The sequence below is a fragment of the Mesorhizobium sp. B2-1-1 genome (genome assembly GCF_006442975.2).
In the GTDB taxonomy this organism is placed as follows: domain Bacteria; phylum Pseudomonadota; class Alphaproteobacteria; order Rhizobiales; family Rhizobiaceae; genus Mesorhizobium.
In genome coordinates this window covers 5,095,619-5,118,075 of sequence record NZ_CP083954.1, presented here as the reverse complement: position 1 = coordinate 5,118,075, position 22,457 = coordinate 5,095,619, and the positions used below count along the sequence as shown (strand labels likewise).

The window sequence follows — 22,457 nt, the reverse complement described above, 5'->3', positions numbered from 1 at the left end:
GGACACGATGCACGCATCGGATCGAGCACTATCCGATGCGTGCGGCCGAGGTGATGCTTGGAAGCAAACGATGAAGTGCTCCGCCTCTCGTCAGCAGTATGACGAATACTTAGTTTTGACGGTCGAGCGCAGCAGAAGCCGATCCGGTCGACGGGTTCGCCAGGATGGCGCCCGTAATGATGCGAAAGAGATGATCGGCCCGCGGCGCGAATGAGGGTTGGTCGACCGCCCAGCCGAGCGCCGTCATCAGGGCGAACAGGTCATCCCCATTCATGTCGAGCCGCGCCGCGCCTTCGGCCTGTGCGCGGAGCAGCAGTCGCGCGCTCGCCGAGTGCACCGCTGCGCATGAAGCGTAAAGAGCGGAGTTCGGATTCGTGTGGGCGGCGGCCATCATGGCGACGACGCCCCTATAGCTTTGGGCGAACGCCAACCACTCCTGGAACCAGGAGATGAGCGCTTCGTCAGGCGAATCCGAGGTTTCGAGTTCATCTGCCCTCTGAGTCAGTGCGTCCAGATTCGTACACAGCAGCGCCTCGAACAGGGCTTCTCGCGTCGGGAAATGACGAAGCAGCGTGGCTAACCCGACCTCGGCCCGACGGGCGATATCGCGCATGGACGCATTGATACCGTGCTCGGCGACGACGTCACGCGCGACCGCGAGGATATGGCTGTAATTTTTTTTTGCGTCGGCTCGCATGAGATGCCTTGATAAGCGGATCAGTGATCCGTATATGTGGATCGATGATCCGGTTACTAAGCGGATCGGTGAACCACTAAATAGAGTGCGTCTGCACAAATGGCAACAAAGGCGCCGCCCGCCCCGCAAGGAAAATGAACATGAGCACTATCAGCATCATCGGGTCAGGCGGTATGACCGCAGCGATCGGCGACCTTGCCGCCAAGGCCGGACACACCGTCGAGGTGATGAGCCGCGACGGTGCCAAGTCGCGGGCGCTGGCCGAGCAGGTCGGAGCCGGCGCGACGACCGGAACGTTTGGCGCCGCTCCGGTCGGGGACATTGTCATCCTGGCGGTTCCCTATTCGGCCGTTCTCGACGTGGTGAAGCAGTACGGCGAAAAGCTGGCAGGCAAGCTCATTGTCGACATCACCAACCCCATCAAATCCGACTTCACGGGTTTCTTGACTCCTGAAGACAGTTTCGGCGCTCAGGAGATCGCCAAGGTTGCTCCTGCCAATGCCACTATCGTCAACGCGTTCAACACCCAGAACGCCCGGGTCTTGGCTGCCGGTCCAATCGGGGGCCATCCATTGGACGTGTTCATCGCCGGGGACGACTCTCAAGCGAAGGCGCGCGTCTCGGCGTTCATCGACAGCCTCGGACTACGTCCGATGGATACCGGGCGGCTGATTATGGCCCGAACGCTGGAGCACGCCTGCATGCTGTGGCTGGGCCTCATGACCCACTCCGTCAAACACACCAACTTCTCAATCCGCGTCAGCCTCCTCGGCTGAGCCCGCGGCACCACGTCTCGCATCACATTACCCAAGGAGCAGCAGCATGCGCGTTTTCGTTACTGGCGGGACCGGCCATATCGGTTCGTATGTCATCCCCGAGCTCATCGCGGCCGGACATGAGGTCATTGGCCTGGCCCGGTCGGACACGTCCGCGACTGCGGTATCGGCACTCGGCGCCAAGGTACGTCGCGGGGATATCACCGACCTCGATGGGCTCAAGGTCGCGGCGGCGGAGTCCGACGGCGTCATCCACGTCGCGCACCGGCAAGACCTGCTGCCCTCCGGCGGGATCGACGCCGTGGCAGCCGCGGAGCTCCAGATCATGCTCGCCTACGGCGAGGCGCTGGCGGGGACCGGAAAGCCGCTCGTCGTCTCAGGGAGCATCGGCTCGCCGGGGTGGGAAGGCCTGGGCCGGCCAGCCACCGAGGAAGATCCGGCTCTTCCCGGCGGCGAAGCATACAAGGGCACCCTGCGGGTTCGCAACGCCGTGGAACTCGCCGTGATCGGCTTAGCGGGACGGGGCGTGCGGTCTTCGGTCGTCCGAATTCCTCCCATCGCGCACAGCACGACCGATGCCGGCTTCCTCCAGCTGCTGATCGGTCTCGCGAAGGAGAAGGGCGTAATCGGTTACCCCGGAGACGGCGCGAACCTCTGGCCGGCTGTGCATGCCCGCGACCTGGCCTCCCTGTTCCGCCTGGCGCTGGAGAAGGGGCCGGCTGGCAAATATTGGCACGGGATTGAGGGCGAGGGCATCCGGTTCCGCGAGATCGCTGAGGCCATTGGCAGCCGTATGGGCACGCCTGCTGTGCCCATCCCTGCGGACGTACTGATGTTGCCGGGCTTCTTCGGCTTTCTCGCGAACTTGGTCACGCTGGACCTTCCGGCGTCCAACGCCGTCACCCGCCAGACGCTCGGCTGGGAGCCAGCTCAGCCGGGCCTGCTCGAGGACCTCGACAACGGCCATTACTTCCCGGCGGATCGTATCGCGATCCCGTGATCCGTCCACCCAACTCACAAGGAGACAACACATGAGCACTATCAGCATCATCGGCTCAGGAGCCATGGCCGCCGCGATCGCGGGCCGTGCCGCCAAGGCCGGACATACCGTCGAGGTTGTCAGCCGCGACCCCGCCAAGGCGCGGGTGCTCGTCGACCAACTTGGAGTCGGAGCGACCACCGGGACATACGGCGCCGCCCCCGCGGGCGACATCGTCATCCTCGCCGTGCCGTACAGCGGTGCCGCGGCGGCGGTAGCCGACTTTGGGAAAGCGCTCGATGGCAAGGTGATCGTCGACATCGCCAACCCGGTTGCCCCCGACCTCTCAGGCCTGGTCACGCCCCACGGCAGTTCCGGCGCGCAGGAGACCGCAAAGGGCCTCCCCGCCGGCGCGCATGTTGTGAAGGCATTCAACACGATCTTTGGTCACGTGCTTGCGAAGGGCGGACGCCTCGACGCGTTCATCGCAGCCGACGATGTGGAGGCGAAAGCGCGCGTCTCGACGTTTCTCGAAAGTCTCGGGCTGCGTCCGCTCGACGTGGGCGGCTTGCACATGGCCCAGACGCTGGAGGCGCTCGGTTTGATGATGATTGGCCTCGCCAAAAACGGCGCCGGCACCTGGGACTTCGCCATGAACGTCGATATCGGCTAAATCACCGACATCAGCCCTCCGCTGCACTACAGCCAAGGAATCGATCATGATCACTCCCTTCCAGATTCCCTATGATGCGGACCAGGCCGCTGACCTTCGTAGCCGCCTCGCACGGACGCGTTGGGCCGACGCGGTAACTGACGACTGGACCATGGGAACCGAGCGCGGCGTCCTCAACCAGTTCATCGATTTCTGGCGTGACGGCTATGACTGGGCGCAGCGACGAGACCGGCTTAACCAGCTTCCCCATTTCCGGACGACGGTCGACGGCCATGGCATACACTTTCTGCATTTTCGCAGCGGCCAAAGGGGATCGACCCCGCTACTGCTGATGAACGGCTGGCCGTCAAGCTTCGTGGAGTTTCAGCGTATAGCACCGCTGCTTACCCAGGGAACGCCGGCATTCGATGTCGTGATCCCCACCATGCCCGGCTTCGGCTACTCGGACAGGCCAACCCGGCCCTACGAGGCGGAGCCCAGCGACCTTTATCCGAAGCTAATGACGATGCTGGGTTATGGGCGATTCGTCGTGGCTGGGACTGACATCGGCTCCGGCCTTGCCACGCGAATGGCGCTTCGGCATCCGGCGCGTTTGCTGGCTCTCCATGTCTCGGCGGTCGCGCCGAAGCCGATTCCAGAAGATGCGTCGCCCCTGTCGAAAGCCGAGATCGACTATGACGAGCGCCTCCAACTGTGGAGCCGGGAGGAAGGGGGCTATCAGGCGATCCAGAGCTCGAAGCCACAAACGCTCGCCTTTGGGCTTGCCGACAGTCCTGTTGGCCTAGCCTCGTGGATTGTCGAGAAATTCCGGGCCTGGACGGACTGCGATGGCGACGTCTTCTCTGTCTGGCCCCTCGAAGCCTTGATTGACACCTTGATGATCTACTGGATGACCAACACGATCGGGTCGTCTGTCCGCTACTATTACGATGCCGCCCGGCTGCGGCCGCCGTTGCGGGCAGATGACTTTGTGCATGTTCCCACCGCCGTCGCGATGTGGCCACATGATCTGGCGCTCGCGCCGCGCGAGCGGGCCGAGCGGCTCTACAATGTGCGGAGTTACACCGTCTTTCCGCGTGGCGGGCATTTTCCGGCCTGGGAAACGCCGGAACTCTACGCCGACGATTTGCGAAAGATCGCGCTCGCCGCGATCTGAACGAACAAGCGTGTTCCGCTTCACCCACGAGCGGGCACGGCTCGTGGAGATTGCCCGCCAGCGGCGTGCCGAGCAGGCGGCTGGCCAAGCTCGAAGAACAGCGGGTGGAATATCTCGATCGCAAGCTCGCGCAGCCAGAGCAGCGTGATCGACTACGGACGTTTCTGATGACGCTTCCCGCTGACTCCATTTCCGAGGAAGCGTTCGGGCGAAGAAGGAAGGTTACCGCTAGAGTATCCGTGTTGGTCAAGGAAGGGATGGGGTCCAGTTTCGACCATCCCTGAGCAGAGCGTTTGCGAGGAGGATGAGCCTTCTCATGATTGCGGTGATTGCGACCTTTGCGGCTTTGCCGGCTGCTCTGAGCTGATCGTACTTGGTCTTGAGATTGGGATTGAAGCGCAGGGCGACGAGGGCGGGCATGTAGAGTGCCTGTCGGACATTGGCCCGCCCGCCGCGGATGAAGGCGCGGCCGGTCCACTGCCCGGACTGCCGGGTGAGCGGAGCGAGACCTGCGAGGGAAGCGGCCTGAGCCTGGCCGAGCGTACCGAGTTCGGGCATGTCGATGAGCAGTGCGAAGGCGGTGATTGCCGAGACGCCCGGGATCGAGACGAGGATGGCGAAGCGGCGGGAGAGATCGGAATCGGCCTGGATGAGCGCCATGATCGCCTTTTCGACAGCGGCCATTTGACGTTCGATCTGCCTGAGCTGCTGGGCATTGTGGCGCTTGAGGATGGGAAGGGTCAGCGTCTTGGCCCTGTTCCTCGCCGCTATCCGGTTCTTCACCAGCGCCTCGCGCGCCATGTGCAGGTCCTTGAGATCGTTGAGGAGCGGACTGCGCGGCTGCCGCGCCTCCAGATCGAGCAGCGCACCCATGCGGGCGAGCATGGCGGCGTCGAGCCGGTCGGTCTTGGCGCGCCTGCCGGTGGCCTCGGCGAAGCGCCGGGCCTGGCGCGGGTTGACCTTGACGGGCGCGAAGCTTGCCGCAGCCAGCCTGCCTTCAAGGGCGCGGTGATACGGGCCGGTCGGCTCGTAGACAATGTGAGCGTCGGGTTCTCCCAGCCACGTCACGAAGGCCCTGTGGCCGGGATTGTCGTTGGCAAAGCGGCGGCTCGCACCGTCGCTCAGCCTGTGGGCGTCGAGATGGTCTTTCGATATGTCGACCCCGATGGTATCGTTGGTCATCTTTCGCTTGTCCTGTGCTTGTCATCCGGAGCCGATCTCCGGGTATCCGTTCAGGCCTCAAGGAAAGACGAGGGCGATCCGACTCTAGCTCGACCCGTCAGACGGTCCGCAATTCCACCGATCCGACCCTCGCCGCTGAGGGAGGGCGGCTACCCTCTCCCGGCGGTTCCTTTCTGACCCGTTCGGCAGCAAATGTCATAAGACAAGCCATTCACGGTCCACGATCTTCGGCATACGGGATCAGTGTTTTGGTACATCTGCACCAGACGATTTTTCCATCTCGAAGCGAGCTAGCAAGTCGCTGTCGTCGCCAATTGCCGGCTTGACGCTGCTTTGGGCAGCCCGCTTCCAAGTTCGCGTTTCCGGCTCCTTTGGAAGTGTTCCGTTCACGAATTGCAGGCCCTTCCGGCCGTTCGCATCGCAATAGATCGTGAGGGCCATTTCTGATCACCAGATTGGCGCTTGGCGCATCGTCTCGGGCACGACCGGTTCGAATTCTCCGATAGATCTCCGTGCCTACATACCGCCGCGTCCGGCTGCCATGCAGCTGTATTTTCGGCGATTGCTTGCCTGTGGTCGATCACTCGGCATGGGGTTTCATCGATATCTCTATTTCCACAATGAATTTGCGAGCGAAGGAAAGAGAACGAAAATAAACGAAACAAAACGGATATGGGGAGGCGCATGGACACGCAGACTAATCCAGAAAGCAGGCAGTGGATCCAGGCGATCCGTGCCGACAGTCTTCCTGTCGACGATGCGACGCGCATCGAGCACCAGGGGGTATGTATCGCCATCTTCAATTTTGCCGGCAAGTTCTACGCCACTTCAGGCATTTGTACGCACGCCCACGCCTTCCTTTCGGAAGGCTATATCGACGGCCAGACGGTGGAGTGTCCTTTGCATCAGGGACTGTTCCACGTTCCCACCGGCACACCGCTTTCACCGCCCGTCACCGAGCGGCTGAAGACCTACGAAACCAAGGTGTCGGACGACGGTTTCCGGGACTATCTCGACGTCTATCCGGTCGGCGACCTCGCCGGCGGATTCGTCTGGAAGCCGGGCATGGGCGCCAGCTTCGTCGGCCCTTACAGCAAGCTGCAGATCAAGGCGCCTTTCACGGATTATCTGCCGTTGTCTGAAGGTCCGGTGCTCGACGCCAGCAAGAAATGTCGCATCGGCCTGGTCTTCCATGGCTTCAACCATCCCTGGCTGATCAGCCTCGCCGACACCGCCGCCTGGGAAGCCAAGCGCCATCCGAATATCGAACTGGAGGTCATCGACGCCGAGTTCGACGACAACAAGATGGGCCAGGTGATCGATACGTGATCGCCAAGCAATATGATGGCATCGTGCTGTGGCCGAACCGTGAAGCGCCGATGGGCCCGCCCGTCGACCGTGCCATCGCCGGCCTTGGCGCCGGTATTGTTTCCAGGACCGAGTACCTTCCGGACGATCGTTTGACGGCGCTTTCGATCTCGGATCACAAGCCGTTCACGCAATCCTTCGCGGCGTGTCTGAAGGTTCGCCAAACGCTACGTCCGATAGAGGCTTTCATGCAGCTGGTCAGGGATCATTAGACTGACCGCGGTACTTCCGCCCTTTTAGGGCGTTGCCCAGCAACCAAGTGCCTTTTCGCGCCGCCGCATGGCATTGCTGCCGGCGCAATCGGTCAGTCCGCAGCCCAAAGCTCTACGACCAATTGCGGCCGCCGCATGGCGCACGCTTGGCCGCTCCCCGCTCTTCGAACGGCGCCCATACGCAGTCAATCCCACGCCAGCCTTCGCGACCTTGTGGTCTTCAAATATTCGGTCGCGCGCTGCTCGAAGAAGTTAGCGCGCGACCAGGTCTCGGCGTTGATCACGCGGTCGTAGATTGACTACTGCTCCTTCTTGAACAAATCCTGGAAGATGAGGTGGCCCCAAGTGCGGCCGCGTGCGTGCACAAGCGCGCCACCCTCGTCGAGCTTTCCCAGCTTGACGGGTGCGAACCCGAGTTGTTTGGCCAAGGCCGCCACGGCGGCGGTCGCGTCCTCGTCGTCACCAGACAGAAAGACGACCCGGTGGCCGTCCTCGACGATCGGATCGGCAGCCAGGGTGGCCGCAGCCAGGTGATTGAACCCTTTGACGAGCTTGGCGCCGGTGAACGCCTTCGCGACGAAGGCGGAGGACGGCAGACCGTCCAGCTCTTCGGGGAGAACTCCAAAAGTGTTCATCGCGTCGATGACCGTCTTGCCTTCCCAGTTCGGCAGGGCTTTCGCGACCTCGCGATGCTCCCAGAACGGGACCGCCAAGATGATTGTGTCGGCCTCGAGCGCATCCCGCAGCGACTTGGCAATGACCGTGGGTCCAATCGCCCGAGCCTGCGGCGCCAATGCCTCGGGCGGCCGGCGGCTCGCGACGGCCACCTTGATTTTCTTACGGGCGAAGGCCTGGGCGAGGGCCTGGCCTATCTTGCCGAATCCTACAATTGCATAGCTCATAATACTTCTCCGATCCGTGTTGATGTCGATTCCCGGCCCTCAACGGCGCTGGTTAATTGAATGGAGTGCCGGCCGGGCGTGCATCAGAGTTGCGCAAGGCCGCCGTCGACGGCGACCTCGCTGGCGGTCATGAAGCTGCTGTCCGACGACGCGAGAAAGGCGGCGACGGCCCCGATCTCCGCCGGATCAGCCATTCGCTGGAGCGGTGTCATCGCGGCGAAGACCTTCTGGCCCTCCTCGCCCAGCGCTTCTTTTGCGAGTTCGGTCGCGGTCGCCCCGGGCGACAGCACGTTGACCCGGATGCCGGTGCCCTTCAGGTCCTCCGCCCAGGTTCGCGCGAGGTTGCGCACTGCCGCCTTGCTCGCGCTGTAGGCGCTCATTGCCGCGGCGCCCGTGGTGCCGGCGCTCGATCCGGTCAGGATTATCGAACCGCCTTGGCCCATCAGCGGCAGCGCCTTCTGGACAGTGAAGATCGTACCCTTCACATTGGTGTCGAAGGTTTCGTCGATATGCTCGGCGGTGATCTCGCCGAGCGCAAGCTGGCTTCCCGCCCCGGCATTGGCGAAGACGATGTCGAGGGTTCCGCGCTCGGCCTTCACCGTCGCGTAGAGTCGGTCGAGGTCGGCCTCATCCGAGACCGAGCCCGTCACCGCGCGGGCATTGGGCCCGAGCTCGGCCAGAGCCGCGTCGAGCGTTTCCTGCCGGCGGCCGAAGATGAAGACGAAGGCGCCCTCCTCGATGAAGCGCTTTGCCGCGGCGCGGCCGATGCCGGTAGCGCCGCCGGTGATGACTGCAACCTTACCGTTTAGCTTTCCCATGACTTTTCCTTCCAGGCTCTGCCTTTGATCGTTCGGGAAGAACCCCGAGAGCCTGGAAATAAGTCTGCAGGGGTCAGGCTTTGAGTGCGGAAGTGCGCACATCGGTGGTGCAAAATCGATCCGGTCGGACGACTGCCGCCAGCCGCGACGAATTGGTGTCCGTCGTTCGGAATTGGGCCGCGCTCGTCGACATAAGCTATGATAACCGCCCACACTGCTGTACGACTGCGTTGGATACGGGCTTTGGAAAGCGCACCGCGCGGTGCGGGATCGCGCCATGATCGACTGGGATGATGTTCGCTATTTTCTGGCCGTGGCGCGCGGAGGCTCGGTGCGGGCTGCCGGCGAGCGCCTCAGTGTGAACCACTCGACCGTGCTGCGACGCGTTGCACAGCTCGAGGAACGCCTCGGGACGCAGATGTTCGAAAAGCTGCCTTCGGGCTACCGCCTGACGGCTGCGGGCGAGGAGGTGCTCGAGCTCGCGAACCAGATGGAAGCGTCGTCGCACCAGTTGGAGACACGCGTCTTCGGGCGCGACCAGAGCGTGCGCGGGCTTCTGCGGGTGACATTGGCTCCGACCCTTGCGACACACCTGCTCATGCCTGATTTCGCCGAGTTCGCGCGTCTGCATCCCGACATCGAGATGGACGTCTTGTCGTCCGGGGAGCTGGCAAATCTGACCAACCGAGAGGCCGACGTGGCGATCCGCGTCGTCTATGACCGCAAAACCCTGCCGCTCAATCTTCACGGCCTGAAGGGGCCGGAGTTGTTCGGCGGCGTCTATATGTCCCGCGATCGACTGGCCGCCTGGCATGCGAGCGCGCCCGATCCCATCCGGTGGATCGTCATAAGCATTCATGGAATTCCGGGCTGGGCCCGCGAGGGCGAGGTTCGCACCACGGGGGTTCCATTCAGGACCACGGACGCCGAGGCGCAGATCGTTGCGGTACGGCAAGGGCTCGGGATCACGACACTGCCGTGCTTCGTCGGAGATGCCGACCCCCTGCTGGTGAGGGTGCCGGGCACCGACCTGCACATGTACGGAACGCTCTGGCTTCTCACGCAGGGGGAGACACGCAAGACGAAGCGCGTGCGGCTCTTCACCGAGTTCGTGTCCCGCAGGCTCGCGGCGTACGCTCCGCTTTTCGCGGGACTGTCCATATCGCGCGACTGACGCCTGGCGGGTTGACGGCCTGCCTTGCCGACGGCTTTCTGGTCGCCGCTTTCCGGCTATCATTGGCGCCGCCTCAGGTGGAAAATGCTTCGATGGAAACTGTCCGATTTCCCAAGCTCACGACACCAAGGCTCGTGCTTCGGGCGCCGAGAAAACGGGATATCCCGGCATGGTTTGCGCGCGCGACGGATGTCGAATCCGCCTCTCTTGCCGGCGATCCTGTTCCCGACGACATAAGCGCGGGCGAGCGATGGTTCGCCCGTTCGCGTCAGCGTTTCGCTGACGGTACGGCGATCCAGTGGTCCATAGATCAAGTAGGAGTTTCGGAAGCGATCGGGACAATAACCCTGTCCTTCGGCGCAACCGACGCCAAGGCAGCCGCATTGGGATTTGTGCTCGCGCGTGCGCATTGGGGGCACGGACTGGGCAGCGAGGCGGCGCGCGAAGTTCTCCGCTACGCTTTCGAAACTCTGGCGCTTGAACGGGTGACGGGCGAAGCGGCGGCGCGCAATTTTGCCTCGGTGCGGATATTTGCGAAGCTTGGATTCAAACATGTCGAAAGCTTCATCGACGAGTCCGACGGCGAGCGTTGCGAGCGCTTTACGCTCGACCGAGACATCGGGCCGTCACTGTTGGCAAGCTAGGGCTCTGAGCCATGGCAATAGCGTTGCTCCGGCGAGTCGATACTGACCTGCGCTTGCGCGCCTCTCTCGACAAGACCGACGGCTGGACGCGATCGAGCGCAGCCAGGTTCAGTTGGTGCTGGTTGTGGCTGTGAACCCGCACTGCTTCTGTTCCATATCGATCTGCTTCGTGATGCGGACGGCGTTCTGTGCGTAGGCTTCCGTCACGGAGCCACTATTCACGGTCTTGTCCTTTAGCGGACTCACGCCTGCGCAGAGGTGGAAAACATGCGGCTCGGTGGACTTCGCGGCTCCGTTTTCGGGCGCGATCCAGTAGACGACATCCTGACCTGCGGGGTGGCTCGCGTCCCGCGTCGCCGCCGTCACCGCGGCGGTGTCCGTGGCGATCGCCTGCGCCTGAGCGGCGACGTCGGGCGAACAGGCAGTGGTGGGCTGCCCCGACTTGATCTGGGCTGCGCATGCGTTCATATCCTGGGTGTATTGTTCGACCGACGGGGGTTTGAAGCTGATCCCCATGACCGTCGCGAGCACGGCCAGCGCAGCGCCGACGCCGCCGGCAACCTTCTTGGTCCGCGGGTCCATGTTTTTGTCGGTGAGGATGAGGAAAACCAGCGGGAGAAAGGCAATCAGCGTGATGATTGCGCCGAGTTGGTTTTGGAAGAAGAACCTGGCCGTGTCGGATGCACGGGCCGGATCATGCCTGTTCGCCGCCTTCCACAGCAAGTTGCCGGCGATTGCGAAAATCGCGATGCCGACCAGAAGGCCGATGATCAGCGGCAGGTGTGCCTGATCGAATTTGTTCTGGCGAAGCAGCATAATCCCGTAGATTTCGCCGCCAATGGCGACGATCCACGAGAGTGCGGCGAAAAGACGAAGACGCGTGGCGGAGGACTTCTGGCCCTGCGTCGCTTGCCAATCCTTGGTAACGTCTGACTTGTTGTCGGTCATTGACCAGATCCCCTGATATCGACACTTAGGCGGGCGGCGTTAGCAGCGTCATTGAACGAGCATTACTTGCCTTAGCGATGCGGGCAAAATGTGAGCGCCACGGCAGGCTTAATCCTCATACATATTGCGCATGAGTGAATCCGTCCATACTCATTGAGGCAGACACCTATGCAGCGATGGCTCCGTTAATCTCTGGCCCGAACTGACGACACCAGCCGAAAATCGAAATTGCCATTGCCATCTCCGTGGTTCCTTCCTCGGCGGCTTTCGCACACCCTGCGGCGCCCGAACATTCGCTTCTCGCACTGTGGGGTTATGATAGCCTGGGCGACCGAAAGATCGAATACGACGCGAATTCCACAATGACGATGACCACGACACCAACTGCGGTATTGCGTGGCATGGAGCTCAGCATCCCTCGCGAGAATGCACCCGGCAGACTATGTCCGAGCGATCACCAGGGAGGCGTGGCGTCGATGCTCGCCGCGCTCGCCCGATGAACCGTTGGCAACTTGCTCATGGACGGTATCTCGATCTTGGTGCGAGATCGTTGCTGATGGGGATCTTGAACGTTACGCCGGACAGTTTTTCCGACGGTGGAGAATTCGATCGGCCGGAGCGGGCACTCGAACAGGCACGGCGTATGATCGGCGAGGGCGCGGCGATCATTGATGTCGGGGGCGAGTCCACCAGGCCCGGCGCCGGCAGCGTTTCGGCGCTTGAGGAACAATCGCGTATCCTCCCGATCATCGAGGCGCTGTCGTCGGACGGCGACTGCATCGTTTCGGTTGACACCTATCGGGCCGAGACGGCGCGTCTCGCGGTCGCGGCGGGTGCACATATCGTCAACGACGTACACGGCCTGCAGCGCGAACCCGACATTGCGCACGTCGCAGCGGAAGCCGGCGCTGGCCTCGTCATCATGCACACCGGGCGCGACCGGGAAAAATTGGCCGATGTAATCGCCGACCAGTTCCTGTTCCTGAACAGATCGCTGGAGATCGCTCGCAACGCCGGCATTCCGGACGACTGCATCGTGCTGGACCCAGGCTTCGCTTTCGCCAAGAGCGGAGAGGAGAACCTTGAACTCATGGCTCGCTTCGGCGAACTGCGCGCTCTTGGTTTTCCATGGCTCGTCGGCACCTCGCGCAAGCGGCTTGCCCATCACCTGGTCGGCGAAAGCGACGAAGGGCGGGACGTTGGCACAGCTGCAACCAGCGTCATCCTGCGGTTGAAGGGTGCTTCGATTTTTCGTGTGCACAATGTCGGGATCAATCGCGATGCCCTGGCTTTCGCCGACGCAGTGCGCGAGCGCGAGAATACGGCGGAATGAAAGAACCTGTCAGGCGGGCTCGGTCACGACGCCGATACGCCGGTAGGTGAATGGTTCGTCCTCCGAAGGAACTGTCGCGGTACGCTTGGCTTCGTCGATCAGCATCGCCATGCGCGCGTGGATCGGCGACTTCGCGCAAGCCGGATCCGTTGCGGCGGCATCGCCGGCGATCACCATCGCCTGGCAGCGGCAACCGCCCCAGTCGATCTCGCGTCGTTCACAGCCGCGACAGGGTTCCTGCATCCAGTCCGTGCCGCGGAAGGCATTGAACGCCGGCGAATCGGCCCAGATCGAGGAGAGGGTGTGTGGTTTGAAACGCTCGAAGCTGAGCGACGGGATCGTCTGCGCGGCATGGCACGGCAGCACGGTGCCGTCAGGCGCCACCATGAACGCGTCACGCGCCCAGCCACCCATGCACGGTTTGGGGTAGATGGCGAAATAGTCTGGTGTCACGAAATCGATGTTGATAATGCCGGCCAGCCGCTCGCGTGCTTCCGCAACGATTTCCGCCTGCCGGTCGACTGCTGCACGCTCGGGCATCAGCTGATCGCGATTGATCAAAGCCCAGCCAGCGTACTGGACGTTGGCGATCTCGAGCCTCTCCGCGTCCAGCGAAAGGGCAAGATCGATGAACTCCGGTACCTCCTCGATGTTATGGCGATGGATCGGCGCGTTGATGGTGAGAGGCAAGCCGGCAGCTCGCGCGCGGCGTGCCGTCTCCAGCTTCTTGTCGTGGCTGCCTTTGTGGTTGCCGATGCGTTCGGTGGTCTCAGGCCGTGCGCCCTGAAAGCTCAATTGCAGATGGTCGAGCCCGGCTTCGGCAAATGCTTCGATGCGGCCTTCGGCGATGCCGACGCCCGCGGTAATCAGATTTGTATAGACGCCGCGCGCTGAAAGTCCGGCGATCAATTGCTCGAGGTCGCGGCGCAGCGTCGGCTCACCGCCTGACAGATGCACCTGCAGAACACCGAGATCGGCGGCCTCCGAGAACAGGCTGAGCCAGGTCTGTGTGTCGAGTTCGCGATTGGCCTTCTGCAATTCGAGCGGGTTGGAGCAATAAGGACATTGCAGCGGGCAGCGATGTGTCAGTTCCGCCAGCATGCCGATAGGAGGGAGGAGGGGCGTGTTCATAGCTTCACCAGCAGCTTGTCCGACCACTCTTGCAGGAAGGCGATGACGTCGGCCGCCACGGCCTCCTCCTCGGCCTCATAATCCGTGGCAAGGCCGGCGATGATTTCGCCGACCGTGGACCGTCCGTCGCAGCGCCGCAATATGTCGAGGCTGATATCGTTCGGCCAGAATATTCTCTCCGGTGAAAGCACGGCGAACGCCTGCCGCACGGAATCGTACTGTATGCGCACGTGCTTCGGCAGGAAGGGTATCGATCGCAGCGACACCAAGGCTCTTTCGCGCAGCATCATGGGGCTGCCTCGGGGCGGAAGGCGCCGGGCGGTATGTTTCCCGGCTCGCCATAGGCGTGTTGAAGCGCATCAAGCATGGCCCAGAGTATATCGCATTTGAACACCAGCGCATCTATTGCCTGCTGCTGGCGTTCCGCCGTATCAGCATGGCTGAGCACGTAGGTAAGGGCGAAGTCGGCGTCGCGCGAGGCTTGTTCGGGCCGTTGCTTGAAATAGGCCAGCGTATCCTCGGTGATATAATCGTATTTGGCCAGCATCGCCGGTACGCGCTCGCCGATGATAAGCGGTGAGAACATCTCGGTCAGCGACGACGCGACCGCCTCGAACAGCGTCCGGTTGGTGCAAAAGGAGAGGTAGGCCCCCACGGCGAACCGTGTCGCCGGCAGTGCCAGCGTTTCGCTCTTCACGGCCTCGGCGTCCAGACCGAGTGAGGTTGCCAGATGCAGCCAGCGCGCGATACCGCCGCTCCAGCCGTCCTCGCCATCATGGTCTTCGATACGTTTGCGCCAGGCGGCGCGAAACGCCGGATCCTCGGCATGTGCGAGGATCATGGCATCCTTGCGCGGGATGACAGCCTGGTAGCAATAACGGTTCAGCGCCCAGGCCTTCATCTCGGCCTTCGACAGCGCGCCGCTGGTCATCCTGTGATGGAAGGGATGATGATTGTGGTAGCGCTCGGCGCCGACCTGCCTCAGCACGGCTTCGAGATCGCTCGTGGACAGGCCGCCTTTGGCCGCATCGCGGAAATCGTTCAAAATTCCATCTCCATGCCGTCGCCTGCGACTTCCCAGCCTGCCGCCTTGACCGCCGCGTGTTCGGCCGAATTCTCGTCAAGGATCGGATTGGTGTTGTTGATATGGACGAAGACGCGGCGGCCCAGCCTCACATCGGCCAGGCTGGCGATCGAACCCGCGTCTCCCGAAATCGCCAGATGCCCCATGCGCGCGCCGGTTTTCTGACCGACGCCGGCGACGATCATCTCGTCGTCGGTGTAGACAGTGCCGTCGAACAGAAGACAGGCTGCATCGCAAAGACGCGCGCGCAGCGTCGCATCGATGCGCGCGCAGCCCGGGATGTAGAAGACAGAATCGCGGCTGCCGATACCCGCAATTCGGACTCCAATCGTGTCACCGGCGTCGGAGCTGAAATTGGCATCCGGATGGTCTTTGTCCTCCAGATAGAGTGCTATCTTTCCAGGCACCGGAAAGCTCTCGATCATCACGCCGGTCTCGCTGCCTTCCGCATCGCAGATGACCAATTCTTTCGCTGTCGGCAGGATGCGCCGCGGCACGACCGCCGGATCGAGAACGTTGAAAATCGAATTCGCCTCCAGCGTCGCCAGAACCTGCGCCGTTGCATAGATGGCGAAAGGCTGCCGCTCGCGCAGGCTGAGCAGTCCGGCGATATGATCGACATCGGCATTGGTCAGCACCACCGCGCGGATAGGCGTCGAACGCAGCGGCGCGTCGCGCGCAGGTTGCAACTCTGGCGTTGCCGCGATCTGCTGGCGAATGTCGGGTGAGGCATTGAAAAGAACCCAGCCGACGCCATCCGTCGAAGCGATGACACTTGATTGGGTTCGTGAATGCACGCCAGCCATCCCGGAGCGGGCCGCACGACTGAGACGATAATTACAATTCCATTGCGGAAAGCCGCCGCCTGCCGCCGATCCGATGATCCTCAAATGCATGAAAACGCCCGCCCCGCGGCTTCTCTGACCAGCAGGCAATTTGCAGCCCTGAAAAGTGCCGCGCGCGCCCTACACGCGTCAAAACCTTTCGCCAAAACCCTTGCGGGGATGCGTGCCCCTGTTGCCAGGGACACGCACCTCTGCGGCCTACCTCTTGGGAGTAATTTCGGCAGGCAGATACCGAGAAATTTCCATGCCCGCAGCAACCTGGCACATGGTCGGTTTTTTCCAGTTCTTCTTCATGACATTTCTCCTCTTATACCAGTCCGAAGGGACCGATCCCTGTTGTTAGCCAACCATTGCAGGGCACCGAAGCAATGGCTCGTCCATCACGTCTCAAAATGGACAAACGAAAAAGTAGGTTTTGAAAAATCGAAAAGCAAAACTACCGGGAATAATTGCATAACCTTCCTTCAATTGTTCGTTTCATATGGTCTTTTCACCTCCAGCGGAAGATTTGCACCTTCCCACCCATCGGCCCCGAGTGGATACCAGATTACCGAACTGTAGCCCCACTCGATCGCCCGTTTGGCGGCATTCCAGGACATCCAGCAATTCGTCATGCAATAGAACAGAATCGCTCGCGATTTGTCCGTGCCGGCCTTGGCTTCGAGGCCTTGGCGAAAATAGCTGGCGGTCTCTTGCGGAATAGCGCCGTATCCCACGTCGGCCAGCCATGTACTGCCTGGAATGTCCTTTCTAACCTTATCTCTCCATATCGTTCCTGCCGGCAAATTGGTCGGCTTGGGCGTGTTCGGCATCACGTCGAAGAAGACTGCTTTCTTCGCTCGCCACAGCGCTTCAGCTTCCGCCGTCGTCACCACCCTGGCGCCTTGCAGCGTCGGCGGCACCGGCGCCCGATAGTCGTCCATCCGATACCCCCTGGGTTCGGCGATCTCGCCAGCCCGCGTCGGTTCGGCCAGACCCATAAGGCTCGCAGCGACCAGCAAAAAAACAGCCTTTCCCTTCATTGGGTGATCGGATTGTCGTGTTCGTCGATCAGCGGCACGTTGTAACTCAGCAGGAGCCTGTTGATCTCCGCCTGGTTTTCCCTGATCACCCGGTTGAGCGTCCGCTTCCATTCCTGGTCGGACGGACGTACGCCCATGGTGATGCGGTAGGACATGCGCGAGCCGGTTTTTTCCTTTACCAGCGGAACAATCGCCACATCGGCTCCAAGTTGCTTGGCATAGTAGCCTGCCATCGGTCCCCACAGGACCGCCGCGTCGATCTTGTGGGCCAGCATGTCCTTGATCATGACCTCCCCCATGGAGGGGGTGACACGCGTATCCACCGCAAGCGGATAGATCTTGGCGGTCCGCAGAAGCTTGTTGGCGGCCATGTTGGCGGTTGGCGGCGTGCGCTCGACAACCCCGATCGTCTTGCCCGTGAGTTTGGGATCCTCGATCGTTTCGACGCCCTCCATATCGTTGCCCTTCGGGTAGACCAGCACATATGTGGAGCGATAATAGGCGTTGGTGTTCTGCACCAGTTCATCGCCTTGGGCATAGCCCATGATGATGTCGCATCGGTTCGCTCCCAGCGTGTTGCGAACGAAGCCGGTGACAAGTGGAAACCAGGTATAGGCGACGGACTTCCGTCCGGTTTTCGCGGCTACCAGTTCGGCGAGTTTGTTTTCGAAGCCTTCGCCGCTCTTGTCGGTGAAGGGCATATTCGAAGGATCGGCGCAGACGCGCAGAATGTCGGGATCGACCAGTTCTCCCGCCGCGCCGAGGCCGGCGCCTTGCGCCTGCGCGTTCGATGGCAACAAGGCCAGTGCGCCGAGAATCGGCAGAACGACGCGCAGCTTCAATGCACCGCAGCCGTTCATGTCATCCGCCCATGCAGGATGCTTCGGCATCCTTCGCCGCCTGCGGCTTGTCTTCGTGCTTGGGCGGCCTGCCGCGTGGCGCCGCACCATCGGCGCGCGCGCGCAGGTAGACATAGAGATCGTCCAGGTAGCAATAGACGTTCTTGTTGTCGCCAAAGGCAGGCATGACGTTTTCCTTGCCGCCGCCGACATTCTTGCGGCCCTCGGCGACGATCGAGAGGAACGTGGCGTAGTCCATGGTTTTCAAGCTGTTGACCAGGGCCGGCGCGTAGCTCGAACCTGTCGCATCCTGTCCGTGACAGACATGGCAATCGGAGTGATACCGGCGGTAGCCGCTGAACGTGTACCAGTCGACGGTTCCGTTCTCGATCTTGTAGGTCGGATTTCCATCCGCATCCAAATACTTGCCGCCTTCTTGCTTCACCGCCTTGGCTTTTTCCATGCTGTCCTCGGCCCACGCCACGCCTGAGCTTGCCAGAGGCAGCAGAGCCAGGACGAAAGCCGAAATTACAATGCGAACGGACATTCAAACGCTTCCTTCATTTGCCGTGGACACGGTTTTGCTGCCGTGGCCGGCATTGATCGGTGTGTCGGGGGTGCAACCGCATCGAGAGCCCGGCCATGGTTTCGGATGATCCGGGCTCTCGTTTTTCAAACCTCCGGTCCAACAAGACCTGAGGCGTGCTTAAGGTTCCCCGCCCGTCAGTCCGGGAGACCGAAGACGGTGAGCTGACCGCCCAGCGTCGTATAGTCGGCAAGTGCCGCGTAGCCGCCGACGGCACCCAGACCAGCGGTACCAACGACCGCGGACTGATCCCCTTGCGCACGGCCCTGATCGACGGCGCCATGCCAGGCAGCAGCGTTGTCAGGCGAAAGCAGACCGCCTGCCAGACCGATACCTGCCCACCCACCGACGCCGGACAGAACGGCGATGTACTGCTTGCCGTCATGCTCGTACGTGGTGATGTTGCCGATGATGCCGGACGGGGTCTTGAACTTGTAAAGTTCCTTGCCGTCCTTATCGACCGCCTTGATGTAGCCTTCGAGCGTGCCGTAGAAGACGACGTCGCCATCTGTCGCCAACGCGCCCGACCACACGGAGAACTTCTCAGGCTTCGACCAGACGATCTCGCCCTTGGCCGCATCCCAGGCAATGAAGTTGCCCATGCTGCCGTCGCCGCCAGGTGCCGGGTACATCGACACTGTGGCGCCAACATAAGGCTGACCGGCGGTGTAGCTTACCTTGTACGGCTCATAGTCCATGCAGACATGGTTGGTCGGAACATAGAACAGGCCGGTTTTCGGCGAATAGGCAGCTGGCTGTTGATCCTTCGTTCCAAGCGCCGCCGGGCAAATACCCGTCGAGTTGGTGTCTTCGCCGTTCTGCTGGGTCGAATATTTCGCCACGACCTGCGGGCGACCATACTGTTCGCTCTTTGGGTCCATGACGACTTCCGTCGCCCAGTTCACCGCTGGATCGTATTTCTTGGCGACGAGAAGCTCGCCGGTGGCGCGATCCATGGTGTAGGCGAAACCATTACGATCGAAATGCACCAGCACGTCGTGTTTGGCGCCATTGACCTCCATGCCATCGACGAGGATCATCTCGTTGATGCCGTCATAGTCCCATTCGTCATGCGGGGTCATCTGGTAGAGCCATTTGGCAACACCGGTATCGGCATCGCGGGCCATGATCGTCATTGACCAGCGGTTGTCGCCAGGCCGTTGGACCGGGTTCCATGTCGAGGGATTGCCGGTGCCGTAGTAGACCAGGTTCAGCTTGGGATCATAGGAATACCATCCCCATGTCGTGCCGCCGCCTGTCTTCCATTGCTCGCCTTCCCAGGTGTTGGTGCCGGAATCCTTGCCTACCGGCTTGCCCAGCTGGGTGGTTTTCTCGGGATCGATCAGGGTGTCGGCGTCGGGACCTTCCGAATAGGCTTTCCAGGCAAGTTTGCCGTCTTTCAGATTGTAGGCGGCCAGCCAGCCGCGAACGCCGAACTCGGCGCCGGACACGCCGATGAGTACCTTATCCTTGACCACGACGGGGGCAGCCGTGCCGGATTCGCCTTTGCCGCCGTCGGTCATGTCGCCATTCTTGACCGACCAGACGACCTTGCCGGTCTTTGCATCGAGGGCGACGACCGTGGTGTCGGCCTGATTGAGAATGATCTTGCCGTCACCATAGGCAACACCGCGATTGACCGTATCGCAACACATGATCGGAATGACATTCGGATCCTGCTTGGGCTCGTATTTCCAGAGGATCTTCCCGTCATTCTTGAGGTCGAGCGCAAAGACATTGTTTGGGAAGGGCGTATGGACATACATCACATCGCCGATGATCAGCGGTCCACCCTCATGCCCGCGCAGCACGCCGGTGGAAAAGGTCCATTTGACCTGCAGGTTCTTCACATTATCCGCAGTAATCTGGTTGAGTTTGGAATAGCGGGTGTTGGCGTAGTCACCCGTCTGCATCGCCCAGTTCTTCGCATCCGAAGCGAGCTTTGCAAGATCCTCGTTGGCCGACGCCGTATAGGCCGCGCCGAGCGACAGAAACGCCGCAGTGGTTAGAATATACGTAGCTTTCGTAAGTACACGCATCCGAATTCCTCCCGGGGTTCACAGTGATGAATCGACTGTCAGGCCCACAAGGGCTCGCCCAAGCGATTCACGGGGGGGAAATATTTCCGGCAGCGTGTCACGACCTAAGCCAGATGTGCAGAGGGCACCGTTACTGCCCACCTCACTTTGGCCTACGAAAGACTGTCGCCGCTCCCTAATGACGGTGACGCCCTTGAAGCCGGAAACAGGGAAAGGCTATGTCATCCCAAAAGGCTAGGCAAGCAAAAAAGGCCTAGTGCATTGTTGCACCGCAATATTCTAAATGATGCACTGCAATATACAGAAATGAACAGAACTACAAGATTAATATGAAGTGTTTTACGCTCCCGCGGTGACCGAGAACCGTACTAAAATAGTCTTACTGTCGGTCTTTTGATTTTAATATACACCGAGGTTATTTGCTAATGTTTATCGCTGCCCATCTTGGATGGCATGTAAAAAGTCTCGTCGTTCTCCGATATTGAGCGAGATACGAAGCGGTCGCGGGAGCCTGGGCGCGGAGCCGGTGATCAAGTCGTCATCCATAGCTATCGCTCGTGGACAGCCCTTTCCTCCTTTGGTCGTATACGGAACCCATGGGTGCTTGACTGGCTTTACGGCGCGTTGCCAACTGGCACGCCGATCTCGTCCGGGCGCATCGAACCCGGACCAACCGGAGGTTTCTCATGATCAGATATGTTGGATTTTCGACCTTGCCGCTGCTCTTCACGGCGACACTGGCCATCGCAAACCCGGCGGGTGCTGCCGGAGACTATCCCACAGTAACGGTTGTCGACTACGTGCTCGGCTGCATGCGAACGAACGGCCAGACGCGTCAGGCGCTGGAAAGCTGTTCCTGCTCGATCGACGTCATCGCCTCGATCCTTCCCTACGACCACTATGAGACGGCTGAGACCTTCAAGAGCATGTCTTTGACGACGGGGGAAAACGCGGGGCTGTTTCGCGAAAGCGCACCGGCGAAGGCAGCCCGTACAGAGCTGAAGCGTGCGCAGTCTGAAGCCGACGTGCGTTGCTTCTAAAGATCAAGCGTGCCCATCGCGGTGGCAGTGCGGCATACCGTATTTCGAGACTTCAGAGCCCCGTTTTCTCCAGCGGCCACTGATTGCGGAATACCTTGCCATCCGTGTCGATCGCTTCGACCTGGATTTCACCATTGCCGTGCGCCGTGAAATCGAATCGGAAATTGGGGTCTTCCGAAATCGATATTCCACCTTCCATCGAGAGGATCGGCCGGCCGGCCTGCGAGATCGACAGCTTCTGAACAAAATGCGCGGGAATGAAATACTGGGTCAGTGGATCCCGCTGCAGGCCCGAATTGTTCGGGTGGCGGATCATCAACTGCAACTCCTCTGCCTTGCTCATCGTCTCTTGGGGTGGGAACTGGCGCAACTTCATCTGCCCCATCGTCGCCATGGCCTCGTCCTGGTTCTTGACCGCAGGGGCGGAGCAGCCGCCTGACGCCTTGACGAAGGTCTGAGCCATGTGGAGTTGGCCGCCTTGAGTCTCCGCTATGGCACGCAAATAGGAATAATCGTTGACGCGCACGCGTGTCGACAGATGTGTCACCCCGGCGTCCTTGCCGATCTGGAACGTTGCCGCCACCGGCGCAGGATTGGCGTCGATGATCAAGGTCACGGATTTGATGCCGTCCGGCGCCTTGGCTGGGTCGACATAGATGTCGACAGGCACGATGGCGGCATCTTGCGCCCGCTTTGGCGCTTCGATCCTGACCACGCCGGTATCGACCAGAATAGCTCGGTCGCCGAACACGTCGCCTTTCAAGTCTTCCCAGATCTTCTCCGAAGAAGCCGTTGTTTGCTGTGCGTTGGCGGCTGAGGAGACGCCGAACAGCGTACCGATGGTCAAGATGATTGCGGCCAAGAATGGTGCAAGCGACAAGGCGAACTGCCTGCTCGCGTAAGCGTGATTTTGCATTTCGATGCCTCCACCAATGCAACAGAGGTGGTGCCCAGGCTGGCGTTTAGAATATGCCTTTGACGACGCGTTGGCAAATCGCCCCACTTCATG

General features: G+C 61.2%; 25 protein-coding genes. 10 read left to right on the top strand and 15 right to left on the bottom strand.

What is annotated here, in order from left to right; genetic code table 11:
• Positions 1 to 109: 109 nt before the first annotated feature.
• The gene (locus tag FJ972_RS25085; RefSeq protein WP_140524731.1) at positions 110 to 697 is read right to left on the bottom strand and encodes a TetR/AcrR family transcriptional regulator; all 588 of its coding nucleotides are present in this window, start codon (positions 695 to 697) and stop codon (positions 110 to 112) included.
• 140 nt (positions 698 to 837) lie between these two features.
• On the opposite strand from FJ972_RS25085, the gene FJ972_RS25080 reads away from it, so the two are divergent.
• From FJ972_RS25080 to FJ972_RS25065, 4 genes are read left to right on the top strand one after another with little or no spacing between them, the layout of a single operon-like run.
• Positions 838 to 1,473, top strand: a complete 636-nt coding sequence (locus FJ972_RS25080) for an NADPH-dependent F420 reductase (protein ID WP_140524730.1) — start codon at positions 838 to 840, stop codon at positions 1,471 to 1,473.
• 46 nt (positions 1,474 to 1,519) lie between these two features.
• A complete protein-coding gene (locus FJ972_RS25075; protein ID WP_140524729.1) occupies positions 1,520 to 2,473 on the top strand; it encodes an SDR family oxidoreductase in 954 nt (317 codons plus the stop codon).
• A 31-nt stretch (positions 2,474 to 2,504) separates the two neighbouring features.
• Complete coding sequence (locus tag FJ972_RS25070) at positions 2,505 to 3,125, top strand: NADPH-dependent F420 reductase (protein ID WP_140524728.1); 621 nt, start codon at positions 2,505 to 2,507, stop codon at positions 3,123 to 3,125.
• 46 nt (positions 3,126 to 3,171) lie between these two features.
• Positions 3,172 to 4,281, top strand: a complete 1,110-nt coding sequence (locus FJ972_RS25065) for an epoxide hydrolase family protein (protein WP_140524727.1) — start codon at positions 3,172 to 3,174, stop codon at positions 4,279 to 4,281.
• A gap of 246 nt (positions 4,282 to 4,527) precedes the next feature.
• Here the strand turns inward: FJ972_RS25065 and FJ972_RS25060 are convergent, their stop codons facing one another.
• The gene (locus FJ972_RS25060) at positions 4,528 to 5,463 is read right to left on the bottom strand and encodes an IS110 family transposase (RefSeq protein ID WP_140524726.1); all 936 of its coding nucleotides are present in this window, start codon (positions 5,461 to 5,463) and stop codon (positions 4,528 to 4,530) included.
• A 240-nt stretch (positions 5,464 to 5,703) separates the two neighbouring features.
• Positions 5,704 to 5,904 (bottom strand): hypothetical protein, encoded by a 201-nt coding sequence (locus FJ972_RS25055; RefSeq protein ID WP_140524725.1) that lies wholly within the window; start codon positions 5,902 to 5,904, stop codon positions 5,704 to 5,706.
• A 243-nt stretch (positions 5,905 to 6,147) separates the two neighbouring features.
• On the opposite strand from FJ972_RS25055, the gene FJ972_RS25050 reads away from it, so the two are divergent.
• Together FJ972_RS25050 and FJ972_RS25045 are read left to right on the top strand one after the other, a co-directional pair.
• Positions 6,148 to 6,792 (top strand): non-heme iron oxygenase ferredoxin subunit, encoded by a 645-nt coding sequence (locus FJ972_RS25050; protein ID WP_181173460.1) that lies wholly within the window; start codon positions 6,148 to 6,150, stop codon positions 6,790 to 6,792.
• Positions 6,789 to 7,043, top strand: coding sequence for a hypothetical protein (locus FJ972_RS25045; RefSeq protein ID WP_140524723.1), 255 nt, complete (start codon positions 6,789 to 6,791; stop codon positions 7,041 to 7,043). The genes FJ972_RS25050 and FJ972_RS25045 overlap by 4 nt, the downstream gene beginning before the upstream one ends.
• Before the next feature lie 299 nt (positions 7,044 to 7,342).
• Here the strand turns inward: FJ972_RS25045 and FJ972_RS25040 are convergent, their stop codons facing one another.
• Both FJ972_RS25040 and FJ972_RS25035 read right to left on the bottom strand, forming a co-directional pair.
• Positions 7,343 to 7,945 carry an NADPH-dependent F420 reductase gene (locus FJ972_RS25040; protein WP_140524722.1) on the bottom strand — a complete coding sequence of 201 codons (603 nt, stop codon included), beginning with the start codon at positions 7,943 to 7,945 and terminating at the stop codon, positions 7,343 to 7,345.
• Positions 7,946 to 8,028: 83 nt separating this feature from the next.
• On the bottom strand, positions 8,029 to 8,763 hold the full coding sequence (locus FJ972_RS25035) for an SDR family NAD(P)-dependent oxidoreductase (protein ID WP_140524721.1): 735 nt from the start codon (positions 8,761 to 8,763) through the stop codon (positions 8,029 to 8,031).
• Positions 8,764 to 9,040: 277 nt separating this feature from the next.
• Between FJ972_RS25035 and FJ972_RS25030 the strand changes: the two genes are divergently transcribed.
• On the top strand, positions 9,041 to 9,937 hold the full coding sequence (locus tag FJ972_RS25030) for a LysR family transcriptional regulator (protein ID WP_140524720.1): 897 nt from the start codon (positions 9,041 to 9,043) through the stop codon (positions 9,935 to 9,937).
• A 92-nt stretch (positions 9,938 to 10,029) separates the two neighbouring features.
• On the top strand, positions 10,030 to 10,581 hold the full coding sequence (locus tag FJ972_RS25025; RefSeq protein ID WP_140524826.1) for a GNAT family N-acetyltransferase: 552 nt from the start codon (positions 10,030 to 10,032) through the stop codon (positions 10,579 to 10,581).
• A 108-nt stretch (positions 10,582 to 10,689) separates the two neighbouring features.
• Here the strand turns inward: FJ972_RS25025 and FJ972_RS25020 are convergent, their stop codons facing one another.
• The gene (locus FJ972_RS25020) at positions 10,690 to 11,529 is read right to left on the bottom strand and encodes a hypothetical protein (RefSeq protein WP_140498263.1); all 840 of its coding nucleotides are present in this window, start codon (positions 11,527 to 11,529) and stop codon (positions 10,690 to 10,692) included.
• A 556-nt stretch (positions 11,530 to 12,085) separates the two neighbouring features.
• Between FJ972_RS25020 and folP the strand changes: the two genes are divergently transcribed.
• Positions 12,086 to 12,862: a dihydropteroate synthase gene (folP, locus tag FJ972_RS25015; RefSeq protein ID WP_246679090.1), complete on the top strand. Its 777-nt coding sequence runs from the start codon at positions 12,086 to 12,088 to the stop codon at positions 12,860 to 12,862.
• Positions 12,863 to 12,871: 9 nt separating this feature from the next.
• On the opposite strand, the gene pqqE is transcribed toward folP, so the two are convergent.
• The 8 genes from pqqE to FJ972_RS24975 all read right to left on the bottom strand — a co-directional run bounded on the left by pqqE (position 12,872) and on the right by FJ972_RS24975 (position 20,282).
• Positions 12,872 to 13,993 (bottom strand): pyrroloquinoline quinone biosynthesis protein PqqE, encoded by a 1,122-nt coding sequence (pqqE, locus tag FJ972_RS25010; RefSeq protein WP_140498258.1) that lies wholly within the window; start codon positions 13,991 to 13,993, stop codon positions 12,872 to 12,874.
• Positions 13,990 to 14,283, bottom strand: coding sequence for a pyrroloquinoline quinone biosynthesis peptide chaperone PqqD (pqqD, locus tag FJ972_RS25005; RefSeq protein WP_140498256.1), 294 nt, complete (start codon positions 14,281 to 14,283; stop codon positions 13,990 to 13,992). The genes pqqE and pqqD overlap by 4 nt, the downstream gene beginning before the upstream one ends.
• Positions 14,280 to 15,038: a pyrroloquinoline-quinone synthase PqqC gene (pqqC, locus tag FJ972_RS25000; protein ID WP_140524719.1), complete on the bottom strand. Its 759-nt coding sequence runs from the start codon at positions 15,036 to 15,038 to the stop codon at positions 14,280 to 14,282. Before pqqC ends, pqqD begins: the two co-directional genes overlap by 4 nt.
• Positions 15,035 to 15,973 carry a pyrroloquinoline quinone biosynthesis protein PqqB gene (gene pqqB / locus FJ972_RS24995; RefSeq protein WP_140498251.1) on the bottom strand — a complete coding sequence of 313 codons (939 nt, stop codon included), beginning with the start codon at positions 15,971 to 15,973 and terminating at the stop codon, positions 15,035 to 15,037. Before pqqB ends, pqqC begins: the two co-directional genes overlap by 4 nt.
• A gap of 413 nt (positions 15,974 to 16,386) precedes the next feature.
• Entirely contained in the window at positions 16,387 to 16,944 is a 558-nt protein-coding gene (locus FJ972_RS24990; RefSeq protein WP_140524718.1) for a PQQ-dependent catabolism-associated CXXCW motif protein, read from the bottom strand.
• A complete protein-coding gene (locus tag FJ972_RS24985) occupies positions 16,941 to 17,834 on the bottom strand; it encodes a substrate-binding domain-containing protein (RefSeq protein ID WP_140524717.1) in 894 nt (297 codons plus the stop codon). The genes FJ972_RS24990 and FJ972_RS24985 overlap by 4 nt, the downstream gene beginning before the upstream one ends.
• Positions 17,806 to 18,330 carry a c-type cytochrome, methanol metabolism-related gene (locus tag FJ972_RS24980; protein WP_140515133.1) on the bottom strand — a complete coding sequence of 175 codons (525 nt, stop codon included), beginning with the start codon at positions 18,328 to 18,330 and terminating at the stop codon, positions 17,806 to 17,808. The genes FJ972_RS24985 and FJ972_RS24980 overlap by 29 nt, the downstream gene beginning before the upstream one ends.
• A gap of 176 nt (positions 18,331 to 18,506) precedes the next feature.
• The gene (locus tag FJ972_RS24975) at positions 18,507 to 20,282 is read right to left on the bottom strand and encodes a methanol/ethanol family PQQ-dependent dehydrogenase (protein ID WP_319023031.1); all 1,776 of its coding nucleotides are present in this window, start codon (positions 20,280 to 20,282) and stop codon (positions 18,507 to 18,509) included.
• Between the two features lie 812 nt (positions 20,283 to 21,094).
• Here FJ972_RS24975 and FJ972_RS24970 point away from each other — a divergent pair.
• The gene (locus FJ972_RS24970) at positions 21,095 to 21,448 is read left to right on the top strand and encodes a hypothetical protein (protein ID WP_140498241.1); all 354 of its coding nucleotides are present in this window, start codon (positions 21,095 to 21,097) and stop codon (positions 21,446 to 21,448) included.
• Positions 21,449 to 21,500: 52 nt separating this feature from the next.
• Here the strand turns inward: FJ972_RS24970 and FJ972_RS24965 are convergent, their stop codons facing one another.
• Complete coding sequence (locus FJ972_RS24965) at positions 21,501 to 22,364, bottom strand: quinoprotein dehydrogenase-associated SoxYZ-like carrier (protein ID WP_140515257.1); 864 nt, start codon at positions 22,362 to 22,364, stop codon at positions 21,501 to 21,503.
• Positions 22,365 to 22,457: the final 93 nt, after the last annotated feature.